Consider the following 13,346-nt stretch of genomic DNA (forward strand, 5'->3'; position numbering starts at 1 on the left):
ACGGCACGGCGGCGCGCGGCAGCGGCAAGCTGTCGGACGGCGAGAACGCCTTCGCGTTCGACACCGGCACGGTGCGCCTGAACGTCGAGCAGAAGACGATCATGCAGGCCGCCTCGGCGAGCTGTGCGGCCAACCTGACGACGGTCCAGGTGACCGACGCCAACTCGTCGAACGACCTGACCGTCCAGCTGAACGAGCGCAACACCAACTCGATCACGGTGCTCAGCCAGAACCTGACCACCAACGGCCAGGGCCTGCGCCTCGACTACGCCCTGAACGACTGGTCGGACCGCGAGGACATCGACAAGGCGGTGGCGAGCATCGACTACGCCAAGGCGCACCTGCGCTCGGCGTCGCAGACGCTGTCCACCAACCTGAACATCGTCACCACCCGCGAGAGCTTCACCAAGGAGTTCAGCGACGTGCTGGTGGAAGGCGCCAACAAGCTGACCCTGGCCGACCAGAACGAGGAAGGCGCCAGCCTGCTGATGCTGCAGACCCGCCAGCAGCTCGGCACCATCGCCCTGTCGCTGGCCAACCAGTCGCAGCAGTCGATCCTGCGGCTGTTCTAAGCCGGCGCCGGGCGGCCACGCACCGACCGAAGGACCGGGCGCTCCCTCCGCGGAGCGCCCGTTTCCGTTCGCGCGGCCGGGCGGCCGGCGGCCGGTCAGCGCAGCGCCGCCTCGATCAGCGCCCGCGCGTCGTCGGCGAGGCGGGTGCGGCTCTCGGCGATGGTGTACATCATGTGGCCCCCGGGGTAGACGGGAACCGTCACCCGGTCGCGGGCCTCCTCCGGCAGTTCCAGGTGCGCCGCCACCCAGCGCGACGCCATGTAGGGGGTCACCAGGTCGGTGAGCCCGTGCGCCATCATCACCCGCAGGCCCGGCGTCAGGGCAAGCACGCTCTGCAGCGCGTCCGCCGCGCTCGGCGCGTCGTTGCGCGGCCATTCCCAGCCGCGCGACACCTCCCGGCTCAGCAGGCGGAACGGGGTGTCGGTGCGGAAATCCAGCTCGTCCTGCACGTAGCCGGCGAAGGCGGTGGCGTAGACCGGCAGCGTCCCCGTCAGGAACGGGTCCTCGTCGACCCGCGGCGAGGCGGGATCGGGATCCGGGCCGAGGAAGGTGCCGTCGTAGATGCTGGCGACCTGGCCGCGGTCGCGGGCGATCTCGCGGGCGAAGACGCCGATCGGCACCATGCCGCGCCGCCGCTCCACCAGCTCCGGCGGCAGGCCGATCAGGCCGGCGGTCGTCCGGAACAGCGCCGCCGCCCGGTCGAGCCGCGCGAAGTCCAGCCCGGCCAGCCCGGCGACGTAGTCGGTGAGCGCGAAGGTCTCGGCGCGGGCCGCCGCCTCGGCCGGCGTGCCCGGCGCCTTGCCCAGCGCGGCGGCGCTGGCCGCGAAGGACGGCAGATGCAGCGCCCAGCCCAGGAGGTCGGTCTCGTCGTCGTCGATGGTGCCGAAATCGACCACCGGCGAGATCATGATCAGCCCGTTGACGGCGATCCCCGGGCCGTCGAACAGGGCGCCGGCCATGCGGGCGATGCGGAAGCCGCCGTAGCTCTCGCCCACCAGGACCTTGGGCGATCCCCAGCGGCCGTTGCGGGCGAGCCAGAGCCGCACCACCTCGGCCAGGCTCTCGGCGTCGGCGTCGATGTTCCAGTAGCGCTTGGCCGCCCCCTCGTCGTCGCCGTGAGGGCGGCTGAAGCCGGTGCCGACGGGGTCGATGAAGACCAGGTCGGTGAAGCGCAGCCAGGTGTCGGGGTTGTCGACCACCGGGGCCGGCGGCCGCGTCAGGCGGCCGTCGGCGGAGAACCGCACCATGCGGGGGCCGAGCGCCCCCATGTGCAGGTAGGCCGAGGCCGCCCCCGGCCCGCCGTTGAAGACGAAGGCCACCGGCCGCCCGGCGGCTCCGGCCGACGCGGCCCCGGCGGGGCCGTCCAGCGTGTAGGTCGTGGTGAAGATGCGCGCCGCGGGGGCGTCCTTGCCCTCGTCGCCGAGGGGCAGGTATTCGGCGACCGCCGTGTAGGCCAGCTCGCCGTCCGGCAGCGACAGGGTGTGGCGGGTGAGCGTGCGCTGCGGATCGAAGGCGGGGCGCGGCGCCGGCTCCCGGGCGGTCTGCTCGCCGCGGTGGGCGTCGGCCGGGGGCGCCTCCTCGGCGCGCGGCCCGTACGGCGCCGCCGTCGCCAGGGCGAGGGCGAGCGCCGCCACCGGAAGGGCGGACGGTCGGCGGCGGATCGGCTGATGCGGCATGGGGCCTCCGGCGGGATGGCTGGGTCGGGCGGGCATTGTGGCCAATCCCCGCCCGCGGGGAAACCCGCCTCCGGAAAACCCAACGCGGCGGTGCCGGAAACGTCGCGCCTCAGGCGACGACGAAGCTGGCGGCCGTCAGGTCCTCCGGCCGGACGCCGACCAGCTCGACCGTGTTCTTCATCACGTAGCCGATCGCCGGCTCGCCGGTGTCGCCGAGGTCGATCAGCGCGTTGCCGGCCTCGCTGAGGGTCACCCGGCCCAGCAGGGCCGCCGCGTCGGTCAGCCCGGTGCCGTTGACGCCGGCGGCGATCTGCAGCCGGTCGGCGGCGGCGTCGAACTCGCAGACCCGGTCGGCGCCGCTCCCGCTGGCGAAGGCGAAGAGGTCGGCGCCGCCGCTGCCGCCATACAGGAGGTCGTTGCCGAAGCCGCCGCTCAGCGTGTCGTCGCCGAGGCCGCCGTAGAGCGTGTCGTCGCCGAGGCCGCCGTCCAGAAGGTCGGCGCCGCCGCCGCCCGCCAGCACGTCCCATCCGGTGCCGCCCAGCAGCGTGTCGGCCCCGGCCTCGCCGTACAGGTCATCGTCGTTGAAGCTGCCGTCCAGAAGGTCGGCGCCGGTCCCGCCGTGCAGCGTGTCGACCCCCATGCCGCCGTCCAGCGTGTCGGCGCCGGCCCCGCCGTCGAGCCGGTCGTCTCCCCAGTTGCCGAACAGCGAATCGTCGCCGAGTCCGCCGAACAGCGCGTCGTCGTTCTGGCCGCCGAACAGCGTGTCGGCGTCCTGCCCGCCGAACAGCGTGTCGGCGTCGGCGTTGCCGTAGAGCTGGTCGGCGCCGGTGTTGCCGTACAGCACGTCGCTTCCCTGCCAGCCCGACAGGCGGTCGTCGCCGGCGTTGCCGGTCAGCCCGTCGGCGCCGCGGCCGGCGTTGAAGGTCTCGCCGCGCTCCGCGCCGATCAGCGTGTCGGCGCCGTCGCCGGTGTGGACCGTGCCGACGGTCGTGCCGGCGCCCACCGCGAAGGCGCCGCCGCCGATCGAGCCGACGGCGCCGGCCGTCAGGTCGATCACGCTGTCGCCGGTGACGGCCGCGGCGTTCACGGTGCTGACGCCGTCGGTGTCGACCAGCGTGGCGCGCGCCGGATCGGCCGCCGCCAGGCGGGCGTAGTCGTCGGTGAAGACGTAGGTGCCGTCGGCGCCGGCCGAACCGCCCATGGCGTTGATCGACCAGCCGGCCAGGGACGCGCCCGTGGCCCCGTCGGCGCTGGCGATGCGCAGGGTCCAGGTGCCGGCGACGTCCTCGCCCCAGTGGCGGGTGCTGTTGAAGGTCCAGTCGAGGCTGGAGAGGGCGCCGGCCTGCAGCGGGTCGCCGGCGATGTTGACCTCCGGCGCCCGGTCGGCCAGCACGCTCTGCGTCCCGTCGGGCGACACCAGGGTGATCGTCAGGTCGTGCAGGTCGGTGTCGGTCAGCGCCACGTGCACCTGCACCTGCTCCACCCGCAGCGGCTGGGCGAAGGTGGCCGTCACCTCCAGGGTGCCGCCGGGAGCGAGCACGGCGGTGCCGGACTGGACCGTGCCCTGGACCTGCTCCAGGTTGGCGACCGTGCTCTGCCGCGTCCAGGTCTCGGCGAGACGGACGGCGGCGTGCGCGTCGATGCCGCCGAAGCCGTAGTCGTGGCTCACCAGGTGGCCGCCGCCGTTCCAGTCGACGGCGCCGTTGGTCGCCCAGCTCGCCGTGTCGGCGCTGTCGATCTGGCGGGCCGAGTAGGCGAGGATCTCCTGGACGTCCCGGTAGCCGAGTCCGGGGTTGGCCTCCAGCATGAGCGCCACCACGCCGGCCGAGATCGGCGCCGCCGCCGAGGTGCCGCCGAAATCGTCGGCGTAGTCGCCGTCGCTGTAGCCGGCCTTCCCCACGAGGTCGGTGGTCACCACCGAGCCGCGCGCCGCCGCGCTCGGTCCCGCCACCAGCAGGCTGGCCCCCGGCGTGCTGTACACCGCGTGGTGCCCGGTGTCGTCGGCGGCGGCGATCTGGATCGCCCAGGGCGACCCGTTGGCCCCGTCGTAGTTGGTGTTGAAGGTGGTGTCGGGGCCGGCGCCGCGGTCGTTGCCGCCGGCGAACAGGGTGATGGTGCCGAGCCCGTCGCGGCCGTCCGCCGCCAGGGTCCGCCCGATGTCCCACCAGCGCTGCTGCGTCGCCTGCTGGTCGAAGGCGGCGTACATCGGGCCCCAACTGTTGTTGTAGACGTCGGCACCGCCCTCCAGGACCTTGGCGGCGGCGGCGGCGTACCGGTCCACGGCGACGAACGCCACGGGCGAGCGCGCCGTCTCGTCGGACAGCATGAAGAAGGTCGAATCGTAGGCGACGCCGACGCCGCCCGTCCCGTTCTCCGCCGCGGCGATCAGCCCGGCCACGCTGGTGCCGTGCGCGCCGTCCGCCGCCGCCGCGTCGTGGCTGCCGGCGAGCACGTTCCACGACAGCTCCGGCCGGTAGTTGGCGACGAGGTCGGGGTGGGTCGGGTCGATCCCGCTGTCCTGGATCGCGACGACGATTCCCGCGCCCGTGTACTCCGGCCACACCGAGGTGACGCCGATGTCGTAGGCGTCCGTCGCATCGCCGCCGGTGAGCTGGCCGGTGTTGTGCAAGTGCCACTGCGTGGCGAACAGGGGGTCCGTCGGGAGATACGCCATGTCCGATCCTCATGCAATCTGCAGGCGACAGGACACGATCGCTAACGGCCGGCTGTCAATCGAAAGTGGCACCAGCCAACATGCCCCTTGATATTGCGAATGATTTGCATTATCGGTGTGAGGACCAGGACCGCAAACGTGAACGGGAGTGGGCCGACCATGTGCGAACGCTGCGCGAAACCCGCCAAGAAGACCCTGATCGCCCGGCGCGACCGGCTGCAACTCTGGCTCATCCCCCAGTGCTTCCACTGCACCATCGTCGGCACCTGCTTCAACCACGACGACATGACGAAGCTGAGCCGGCGCCTGGACCTGCGCGTCGCCCCCGACGCCCGCGCCTACGACGTGCACCGCCATTTCGTGCAGGCGGCGGGCGAGGCCGGGCCGGCGGCGAAGCTGATGCAGAAGCTGCTGGACGAGAAGCACGGCGGCACGGTGCGCCGCTTCGCCCGCGAGACCACCGAGGCCGGCCTGCTGGCCCGCTGGGAGGAGGCGGTGGCGGCGGGCAACGTCGCCGGCGCCCTGTGGGCGGTGATGACCCTGGCGGCGGTGCCCGAGGAGGTGCGCCAGCGCGCCTACGGCGACGTCCACATGATGTCGCACCTGATGGGCGGCGAGACCCGCCAGCGCCTGCGCACGGTCCAGGAGGCGGAGCGCCGCTGCGCCGAGCTGGAGGCCCGCCTGCTGCGCAGCGAACGGGCGGCGGCGGACAAGCTGGCGGAGAAGGACGAGCGCATCCGTCAGCTGGAGGTGGCGCTGGCGGAGCGGCGCCGCGCCACCACGGCGCGCAGCGCGACGGCGACGGCGACGGTGGGGCGCCGGACCGCGCGCACGGAGCGCGAGGTCGAGACGCTGCGCCGGCGGGTGGCCTCGGAACGGGCCCGCGCCCGCCATGCCGAGGCCGAGGCCGACCGGCTCCGCCGGCTGTTCGACGCGGTGCCGGGGCCGGCGCTCCGCCCGGCGCTGGCGGCCGCCGACCCGGACACCGGGTCCCGCGAGGAGGCGCCGTCCAACCTGGACGGCCGCGCCATCCTGTACGTCGGCGGCCGGCCGGGCCTGATGCCGCATCTGCGCGCCGCCGTCGAATCGCGCAACGGCTGCCTGCTGCACCACGACGGCGGCATCGAGCAGGCGTCGCGGTGCCTGGAAGGGCTGGTGGAACGGGCCGACGTGGTGGTCTGTCCGATCGACTGCGTCAGCCACGACGCCTGCCTGCGGGTCAAGGGCATCTGCCGCCGCCTGCGCAAGCCGTTCCTGCCGCTGCGCAGCGCCGGCGCCTCGACCTTTGCGCGGGCCCTCGGCGCCCTAGGTTCTCTGGACGAGCCGCGCCCCCTCTCCTGACGGAACCGCCGGACGACCCCATGGCCAAGCACGACACCAGCAATCCCTGCACCGGCGTCTGCACGTTCGACGCCGTCGGCCTGTGCCGCGGCTGCCGCCGCAGCCGCGCCGAGGTGCGCAGCTGGAAACGCATGGACGACGGAACCAAGGCGGCGATCAACCGCCGCTGCACGCTGGACCGCAAGATCGCCAAGCTGGAGGCGAAGCTGCTGAAGCTGCGCGGCAAGCGGGCCGGCCTCGCCGAGCCCGGGCCGCACCTCACCCGCCGGGAGGGCTGACGCGCTCCGCCGCCCGCTCGCGCCGCCCGACGGTGGCCGGCGCCCGCGGCGCCGCCGCCGGACGGGCGACGGCCTCCTCCCCGCCGGGGAACAGCGGCGAGACGCCGGCATCCTCGATCTCGTAGCCGCCGCTGCGCGGAAAGCGCAGCCCGGCACGGTCGATCGCCTCCTTGCGGCTGTCGGCGACCACCAGCCAGACCCGCACCCCCGCCCAGGGGATGCGGCGCCGATCCTCCCGGCCGGCCGGGGCCCGCGCCGCCTGGGCGATGCGCACCGCCCAGATCCGGCCGGGACGCGGCTCCTGCCGGTCGAAGACGAAGCAGCGTTCGACGGGACGGCGGCGGGCGTCGGCGAGCCGCCGCTCGGCCGCCTCGACGGCGCGCTCCGCCTCGGACAGCCGCGCCTCGGCGTCGCGCAGGTCCTGGTCGACGGCGGCGGCGCGGCGGCGGCGCTCGGAAAGCCGGCGGTCGAGGTCGCGCAGAGCCCATTCGTCGTTCTCGATGTCGCGCCGCACCGCCGCCATCCGCCGCTCGCCGCGCCGGTTGACCACCACCGCGACGCCCAGCAGCAGGACGGCGGCGTACATGAGCAGCGCCGTCACCGGCCGTCCCCGGTGGACGGCGGCGCGGCGGCGGCCCCGGCGGGCTCCGCGTGCAGGCTGCCCGGCAGGACGCCGCAGCCCTCCGGAAAGGCCCGGCGGACCGCGTCCATCGCCGCCTCCGGACCGGGAGCCCAGACCAGCGCGGCGTTCCGGCGCTCCCAGATCGCGCGGGAGAAGACGATGCGCCGGAGGTCGACCCGGGCGAGGTCCGGCACGGCGCGCAGTTCGCAACGGAACAGCCCGTCGCCGGGGCCCGGCGCGCCCAGCTCGTGCACCAGCTCGACGTTCTCGGCGATGGCGGCGCCGGTCGCGGCGTCGATCCGCACGCGCCGGGTCTCGAGCGCACCGCATTCGGCCTGCCGGCCCTGGACGACGCGCTCGGCGGCGGCGATGCGGCGGTCGACGGCGTCCAGCTCGTCGCGGCGCGCCTCGACGATCTGACGGAGCGCGCGGCGGCGGCGGGCCAGCGCCGCGCCGCGCGCCGTCGTCTGGATCAGCGACAGCCCGAGGACCGCCGCGCTGGTCACCAGCAGTCCGGTGGCGAAGATCTCCAGCGGCACCATCGCGGCCGCCTCAGGTCGGGCCGCCGCGACACCGCCGCGCGGCATCCCGCAGCAGGGCGATGAGACGGTCGAGGTCGTCGCGGCCGAGGGCGCCGCGGCCGACCGGCCGGCCGGCCGCGAGGCGCAGGCGCACCGCGCTCGCCTCCGCCAGCGCGGCGCGGCACGCCGCCGGATCCTCGCGCACCGCCAGCAACTCGTCCAGCGAGCGCCGGAGCAGCCGGCGCGCCCAGCGGGCGGCGTCGGCCGACTCCAGGACCCGGTCGAGCGGCTCGACGCGCGCCCGCGCGGCGACGAACTCCTGGGCCGGGTGCGCCTCGTCCGGCATGCGCGCCGCCAGGACCGCCCACCAGGCCCGGGCGTCGACGACGTGGATGGCGTCCGGCGGCGGCCCGTCCGTCGCGAGCGTCGCGTCGTCGCGCCGCAGCGCCGGCTCCAGCCAGCCGGTCCACAGGCGTTGGGCGTGCGACCGCCGCCGGCCGTTGAGCACCTCGAGCAGGATGTCGCCGAGATGGGTGGTCGCCGTCCGGTCGGCGCCGGGGCGGTCGGCGTAATGGTCGAACAGCTGCAGCGTGACGTGGCGGTCGAGGCGGCCGAGCAGGAAGCGCACCGCGCCGTAGCGTGCGTCGATCGTGCCGTGGTGCGCGTCCATGGGAACCCTCGCCGGTGGCCGCGGATTGAGACGGAAAGGTGCACGGCCCCGGCAGCGGACTTTACGGCAGTGCAGCGCGGGCGGGCAGCCACCATTGGCAAGGAGTGGCGACAGTTCGAAGCAGGCCGTGCCAAGTTGTGACAAAGTCCGAGCGGATTCGACAACGGACGGCCGGCGGCCGGTGGCGGCTCCCGCCGGATACGGTTTGTCGCAAATCGACGTTTGACGGGACGAACGCGGCGATGATTTTCTCGCCTCGCGGTGATGCATGAAGGGCTGCGGTGCATGGTGCTCGACGATCCCCTGTTCGGACCGGAGGACGAGGCCGACGAGGTCGTGTCGGTGGAGCCGTGGACCGTGCTGGTGGTCGACGACGACCCGCAGGTCCACGCCATGACCAGCGTCCTGCTGCGCGACTTCGCGTTCGACGGCCGCCCCTTCGCGGTGGTGAGCGCCCTGTCCGCCGCCGAGGCGGGACGGATCCTGGCGGCGCGCCCCGACATCCCGGTCGTCCTCCTCGACGTGGTCATGGAGACCAACGACGCCGGCCTGCGGCTCGTCCGCCACATCCGCGAGGAGCTGAACAACCACCGGCTGCGCATCATCCTGCGCACCGGCCAGCCCGGCCAGGCCCCCGAGCGCGACGTGGTCGTCACCTACGACATCAACGACTACAAGGCCAAGAGCGAGCTGACGGCGCAGAAGCTGTTCACCTCGCTGGTCAGCGCGCTGCGGGCGTGGCGCGACATCGTCGCCATCGAGCGCAACCGGCAGGGACTGCAGCGCATCCTCGACGCCTCGGCGCCGCTGCTGGCCACCCGCTCGATGCGCCTCATCGTCGAGGGCATGGTGGACCAGCTGCCGCGCGTCGTCGCCCACGACGGCGGTTCGGTGCTGGCCTGCCGCGAGGGGGCCGGCCCGCAAGGCCGGCAGCCGGTGGCGGTCGCCGGCTCCGGCCGCTTCGCGGCCCTGGTCGGCCAGCCGGCCGACGCCGGGCTCGGTGGCGACGGCGCGGCCGCGGTGGCCGCGGCCTTCGCCAGCGGCGCCAGCCTCTACGGCAGCGACCGCTGCGTGCTGGTGTTCCGCACCCTGGAGCACGGCGCCACCGTGTTCGTGATGGAACGGCCCGAGCCCTATTCCGAGGACGAGCACCGGCTGCTGCAGGTGTTCTGCGAGCGCATCGCCGTCGGCTTCGACCAGGCCTGCCTGCACGAGGACCTGCTGGCGCTCAACCGCACCCTGGAACAGCGGGTGGAGGAGCGCACCGCCGAGCTCGCCGCCAGCCGGGCGGCGCTGGCCGCCGCCAAGGAGCGCGCCGAGACGGCGCTGGCCCGCGAGATGGAGGCGCGCCAGCAACAGCGCCAGTTCGTCGCCATGGTGTCGCACGAGTTCCGCACGCCGCTGGCCGTCATCGACAGCGCCGCCCAGATGCTGGCGCTGCGGGCCCGCGAGGCCGCCCCCGACATGCTGGACCGTCTGTGCGTGGTGCGCACCAGCGTGCACCGCCTCACCGGCATCATCGAGACCTACCTGACCGACGAGCGCCTGCTGTCCGGCTCGCTCACCCTCGACCGCCGGGCGGTCGACCTCGGCGCCCTGCTGCGGGCGACGATCGAGCACCAGCGGGTGGCCCACCCGGACCACGCCTTCGCGCTGGACCTCGCCGAGCCGCCGCCGACCGTGGTCGCCGACGCCCATCTGCTGGACCTCGCGTTCGCCAACCTGATCGGCAACGCGGTCAAATACTCCGACCGCGATCCGCGGGTCGCGGTCCGCGGCCACCGCGACGGCGACGGCGTCGTCGTCGAGGTGCGCGACCACGGCTGCGGCATTCCCGCGAGCGAGTTGCCCCACGTCTTCACCCGCTTCTTCCGCGGCAGCAACACCGCCGGCATCGCCGGCACCGGCATCGGGCTGCACACCGTGAAGCAGATCGTCGAGCTGCACGGCGGCAGCGTCGAGGTGACCAGCACCGTGGACGTCGGCACGACCTTCCGCGTCCTGCTGCCGGCCTGCGCCGGGGAGGCGTGACCATGTCCGGGACGGCGCCGGAGTCCGGGACTTCACCGTGGAACGCGCCGGTGAACGGTGAGATAGTCCCGATGGGAACGGACCCGTTCCCGCCGCCGTCGCGCAGCGGCGCGGCACCACACGGCTCGAATGGACGGTCGACCATGCTTGCCCAGGAGTATGCCGCCTTCAAACGGGAGCTCGACAGCAAGGGGATCATCTTCTCCTTCAGCGGCTACCTCTCCGAAGGGATCCTCTTTTCCCTGGGTGAGGCGCTGCGCGAGAAGATGACCCTGGAGGACGCCGACGGCCCGACCGTGCGCCGCGTCTTCTCGGTGTTCGTCGAGCAGATGCAGAACATCATCCGCTACTCCGCGGAGAAGATCGTCGGCGGTGGCGGCGGCGTCGAGCTGAGCGCCGGCATGGCCACCATCGGCATGGAGAAAAAGACGTTCTTCATCGTCTGCGGCAACACGCTGCGCAACGCCGACGTGCCGGCGCTGAGGAAGCGGCTGGACTTCCTCAGGGACCTGGACAAGGACGCGATCAAGGCCCACTACCGCGAGCAGCTGCGCGAGGCCCCCGACGAGGGCAGCCGCGGCGCCACCATCGGCCTGATCGAGATCGTCCGCCGCGCCAGCGAGCCGATCGAATACGACTTCACCGAGCTGGACGACGAGAAGAGCTTTTTCTGTCTGAAAGTCCGGATTTGAGAGCGCAATGGAATCCTTACGCATCGAGGCCACGCGCCGGACGCCGCGGGTCGACTTCGACTTTTCCACCGGCGTGCTGCGCCTGTCCGGGGAATCCTACCCCGACGATTCGGCCTCGTTCTTCGGGCCGGTGCTGACGGCGCTGCGCGACTGGCTCGGCGCGTCCGACACGCCGGTCCGCTTCGAGGTCGAGCTGCTCTACTTCAACAGCTCCAGCGCCAAGGCGCTGATGAACATCTTCCAGTCCTTGGAGGAGGCGGCCGCCGCCGGCCGGCCGGTCGCCGTGCTGTGGCGCTGCGACGAGGACGACGACGCGATGCGGGAGTTCGCCGAGGACTTCTCCGAGGATCTCGAGCACGTCGCCTTCACCGTCGCCGAGCGCGGCACGGGCGGCGGCGAAGACGGCGGTCAAGACGGCGGTCAAGACGGCGGGGCGGCATGAACTTCAACCTGTTCGACGCCGAGGAACAGGTGATCGACCGGGCCGACCAGCTCAAGGACCGGCTGGCGGCGGCGGCTCCGGAGTGCTTGGACGATCTCGGCGCGCTGATCGACGCCTTCAAGCGCTCCTACCGCGACCAGCGCCGGCTGGTGCGGGTGAGCGACCGCCTGCAGGCCCAGCTCGCCGCCGCCAACGAGGAGCTGGAGCGCCGCCGCATCGAGGCGGAGACGGCGCTGATCCATCTGCGCGAGGCGCAGGACATCATCGTTCGCTCCGAACGCCTGGCCTCGCTGGGCGCCCTGGTCGCCGGCGTGGCGCACGAGATCAACACGCCGGTCGGCATCGCCGTCTCCTGCGCGTCCCATCTGTCCGACGCCACCGAACGGCTGAAGGACAGGGTGGCGCAAGGCCAGCTCGGGCGCGCCGACTTCGGCCGCTATCTCGCGACCGCCGGCGACACGACGGCGCTGATCCTCGCCAACTGCGAGCGCGCGGCGGCGCTGATCAACAGCTTCAAGCAGGTGGCCGTCGACCGCGCCAGCTCCGAGCGCCGCCGCTTCAAGCTCGGCGCCTACGTCCAGGAGGTGCTGACGAGCCTGCAGCCGGAACTCCGGCAGACCCACCACGCGGTGGCGGTGGAGTGCCCGCCCGGGCTGGAGGTCGACAGCTATCCCGGCGCCATCTCGCAGATCCTCACCAACTTGGTGATCAACGCCCTGCAGCACGCCTTCCGCGACGGCCGGCCCGGCACCATGACGGTCCGTGTCGCCGCCGACGACGCCGGCGTGGTCGAGCTGGTGTTCGCCGACGACGGCGGCGGCATCGCGCCGGAGGTGCTGCCGCACGTCTTCGAGCCCTTCTTCACCACCCGGCGTGGCGAGGGCGGCAGCGGCCTCGGCCTGCACATCGTCCACAACCTGGTGTCCGGGCCGCTGGGCGGCACCATCACGGTGGCCAGCGATCCCGGCCACGGCGCCACGTTCGCCCTGCGCTTCCCCGCCCGGGCCCCCCTGCCGCCCGACGAGAGCCCCTGACGCCGCTCGGAACGCCGCTTACGCCACGCGGACGGACGCCGAGAACACGTAGCCGACACCGTGCACCGACTTCAGCGGCGTGGTGTCGCCCAGCGCCGTCTCCATCTTGTGCCGCAGGCGGCCGACCACGGTGTCGATGGAACGGTCGTCGGGATTCCAGCGGCGGTTGTGGACGGCCATGGAGATCTGGTCGCGGGTGGCCGGCTGGCGGGCCTGTTCGGCCAGCAGGCTCATCAGCTTCATCTCGGTGCTGGTGAGCTGGATGGCGACCCCGCCGGGGCTGGTCAGGGTCCAGTCCGTGGCGTCGAGCAACCAGCGCGCCTCGTCGCCCGGCGCCGCCTCGGCCGGCGAGGCCGCCGGCGCCGCCGCGCTGTCGAGGCGGCGCAGCAGCGACTTGATCTGCGCCTCCACCTCGCGCATCTCCAGGGGCTTCACGAGATAGGCGTCGGCCCCGATCTCCAGCCCCACCACCCGGTCGATGGTCGAGCCGCGCGCGGTCACCATGACGATCCCGACGGTGCGCTCCTCGCGCAGGCGCGCGGCGATCTTGAACCCATCCTCGCCGGGCAGGTTGACGTCGAGCAGAATGATGCGGACCGGGCGGGACGCCAGGACGTCGTTCAGCTCACGACCGTTCTTCGCGCCGACGGCCTCGAACCCGCAGCCACGCAGGTACTCGACAAGGTCGCGCCGGAGCGACGCCTCATCCTCGACGACGGCAATCATCGGTGCTGACATCGGTCCACAAGCATCGATTGTTGTAGTGGAGATGACCCATTCGTCTGAGGCATTC

General features: G+C 73.2%; 13 protein-coding genes. 7 read left to right on the top strand and 6 right to left on the bottom strand.

The annotated features are described in order from the left end of the window. Nucleotides 1-572: flagellin (locus tag ACSBPG_RS29645; RefSeq protein ID WP_435540858.1), on the top strand; the 572-nt coding region annotated here is incomplete at its 5' end. A gap of 95 nt (nucleotides 573-667) precedes the next feature. Here ACSBPG_RS29645 and ACSBPG_RS29650 read toward each other — a convergent pair. Together ACSBPG_RS29650 and ACSBPG_RS29655 are read right to left on the bottom strand one after the other, a co-directional pair. Continuing rightward, a complete protein-coding gene (locus ACSBPG_RS29650; protein WP_435540859.1) occupies nucleotides 668-2,248 on the bottom strand; it encodes a S10 family peptidase in 1,581 nt (526 codons plus the stop codon). Between the two features lie 109 nt (nucleotides 2,249-2,357). Continuing rightward, nucleotides 2,358-4,922 carry a S8 family serine peptidase gene (locus tag ACSBPG_RS29655; protein ID WP_435540860.1) on the bottom strand — a complete coding sequence of 855 codons (2,565 nt, stop codon included), beginning with the start codon at nucleotides 4,920-4,922 and terminating at the stop codon, nucleotides 2,358-2,360. A 159-nt stretch (nucleotides 4,923-5,081) separates the two neighbouring features. Between ACSBPG_RS29655 and ACSBPG_RS29660 the strand changes: the two genes are divergently transcribed. Continuing rightward, nucleotides 5,082-6,263, top strand: a complete 1,182-nt coding sequence (locus tag ACSBPG_RS29660) for a DUF2325 domain-containing protein (protein ID WP_435540861.1) — start codon at nucleotides 5,082-5,084, stop codon at nucleotides 6,261-6,263. Nucleotides 6,264-6,283: 20 nt separating this feature from the next. Beyond that, nucleotides 6,284-6,541, top strand: a complete 258-nt coding sequence (locus tag ACSBPG_RS29665; protein ID WP_435540862.1) for a DUF1289 domain-containing protein — start codon at nucleotides 6,284-6,286, stop codon at nucleotides 6,539-6,541. Here the strand turns inward: ACSBPG_RS29665 and ACSBPG_RS29670 are convergent. Genes ACSBPG_RS29670 through ACSBPG_RS29680 form a run of 3 tightly spaced genes read right to left on the bottom strand, consistent with a single transcriptional unit; the run spans nucleotide 6,522 to nucleotide 8,354 of the window. Continuing rightward, nucleotides 6,522-7,142 (bottom strand): hypothetical protein, encoded by a 621-nt coding sequence (locus ACSBPG_RS29670; RefSeq protein ID WP_435540863.1) that lies wholly within the window; start codon nucleotides 7,140-7,142, stop codon nucleotides 6,522-6,524. The genes ACSBPG_RS29665 and ACSBPG_RS29670 overlap by 20 nt on opposite strands. Further along, complete coding sequence (locus tag ACSBPG_RS29675) at nucleotides 7,139-7,705, bottom strand: hypothetical protein (RefSeq protein ID WP_435540864.1); 567 nt, start codon at nucleotides 7,703-7,705, stop codon at nucleotides 7,139-7,141. The genes ACSBPG_RS29670 and ACSBPG_RS29675 overlap by 4 nt, the downstream gene beginning before the upstream one ends. Before the next feature lie 10 nt (nucleotides 7,706-7,715). Continuing rightward, on the bottom strand, nucleotides 7,716-8,354 hold the full coding sequence (locus ACSBPG_RS29680) for a hypothetical protein (RefSeq protein WP_435540865.1): 639 nt from the start codon (nucleotides 8,352-8,354) through the stop codon (nucleotides 7,716-7,718). A 285-nt stretch (nucleotides 8,355-8,639) separates the two neighbouring features. Here ACSBPG_RS29680 and ACSBPG_RS29685 point away from each other — a divergent pair, with 285 nt between their 5' ends. The 4 genes from ACSBPG_RS29685 to ACSBPG_RS29700 all read left to right on the top strand — a co-directional run bounded on the left by ACSBPG_RS29685 (nucleotide 8,640) and on the right by ACSBPG_RS29700 (nucleotide 12,553). After that, nucleotides 8,640-10,385 carry an ATP-binding response regulator gene (locus tag ACSBPG_RS29685; protein WP_435540866.1) on the top strand — a complete coding sequence of 582 codons (1,746 nt, stop codon included), beginning with the start codon at nucleotides 8,640-8,642 and terminating at the stop codon, nucleotides 10,383-10,385. A 143-nt stretch (nucleotides 10,386-10,528) separates the two neighbouring features. After that, nucleotides 10,529-11,077: a SiaB family protein kinase gene (locus ACSBPG_RS29690; protein WP_435540867.1), complete on the top strand. Its 549-nt coding sequence runs from the start codon at nucleotides 10,529-10,531 to the stop codon at nucleotides 11,075-11,077. 7 nt (nucleotides 11,078-11,084) lie between these two features. Next, on the top strand, nucleotides 11,085-11,519 hold the full coding sequence (locus tag ACSBPG_RS29695) for a DUF1987 domain-containing protein (RefSeq protein WP_435540868.1): 435 nt from the start codon (nucleotides 11,085-11,087) through the stop codon (nucleotides 11,517-11,519). Further along, nucleotides 11,516-12,553, top strand: coding sequence for a sensor histidine kinase (locus ACSBPG_RS29700; RefSeq protein WP_435540869.1), 1,038 nt, complete (start codon nucleotides 11,516-11,518; stop codon nucleotides 12,551-12,553). The genes ACSBPG_RS29695 and ACSBPG_RS29700 overlap by 4 nt, the downstream gene beginning before the upstream one ends. Before the next feature lie 18 nt (nucleotides 12,554-12,571). Here ACSBPG_RS29700 and ACSBPG_RS29705 read toward each other — a convergent pair whose 3' ends face one another. Beyond that, nucleotides 12,572-13,279, bottom strand: coding sequence for a response regulator transcription factor (locus tag ACSBPG_RS29705; RefSeq protein ID WP_435540870.1), 708 nt, complete (start codon nucleotides 13,277-13,279; stop codon nucleotides 12,572-12,574). Between the last annotated feature and the right edge of the window lie 67 nt (nucleotides 13,280-13,346).

The sequence above is a fragment of the Azospirillum sp. ST 5-10 genome, from assembly GCF_051225715.1.
Taxonomy (GTDB): Bacteria; Pseudomonadota; Alphaproteobacteria; order Azospirillales; family Azospirillaceae; genus Azospirillum.

Bases quoted from the DNA above. Each gene is read 5' to 3' on its own strand.
- ACSBPG_RS29665 (WP_435540862.1), top strand. From the start codon at position 6,284: ATGGCCAAGCACGACACCAGCAATCCCTGCACCGGCGTCTGCACGTTC.
- ACSBPG_RS29685 (WP_435540866.1), top strand. From the start codon at position 8,640: ATGGTGCTCGACGATCCCCTGTTCGGACCGGAGGACGAGGCCGACGAG.
- ACSBPG_RS29650 (WP_435540859.1), bottom strand. From the start codon at position 2,248: ATGCCGCATCAGCCGATCCGCCGCCGACCGTCCGCCCTTCCGGTGGCG.
- ACSBPG_RS29700 (WP_435540869.1), top strand. From the start codon at position 11,516: ATGAACTTCAACCTGTTCGACGCCGAGGAACAGGTGATCGACCGGGCC.
- ACSBPG_RS29675 (WP_435540864.1), bottom strand. From the start codon at position 7,705: ATGGTGCCGCTGGAGATCTTCGCCACCGGACTGCTGGTGACCAGCGCG.
- ACSBPG_RS29655 (WP_435540860.1), bottom strand. From the start codon at position 4,922: ATGGCGTATCTCCCGACGGACCCCCTGTTCGCCACGCAGTGGCACTTG.
- ACSBPG_RS29705 (WP_435540870.1), bottom strand. From the start codon at position 13,279: ATGATTGCCGTCGTCGAGGATGAGGCGTCGCTCCGGCGCGACCTTGTC.
- ACSBPG_RS29695 (WP_435540868.1), top strand. From the start codon at position 11,085: ATGGAATCCTTACGCATCGAGGCCACGCGCCGGACGCCGCGGGTCGAC.
- ACSBPG_RS29680 (WP_435540865.1), bottom strand. From the start codon at position 8,354: ATGGACGCGCACCACGGCACGATCGACGCACGCTACGGCGCGGTGCGC.
- ACSBPG_RS29690 (WP_435540867.1), top strand. From the start codon at position 10,529: ATGCTTGCCCAGGAGTATGCCGCCTTCAAACGGGAGCTCGACAGCAAG.
- ACSBPG_RS29660 (WP_435540861.1), top strand. From the start codon at position 5,082: ATGTGCGAACGCTGCGCGAAACCCGCCAAGAAGACCCTGATCGCCCGG.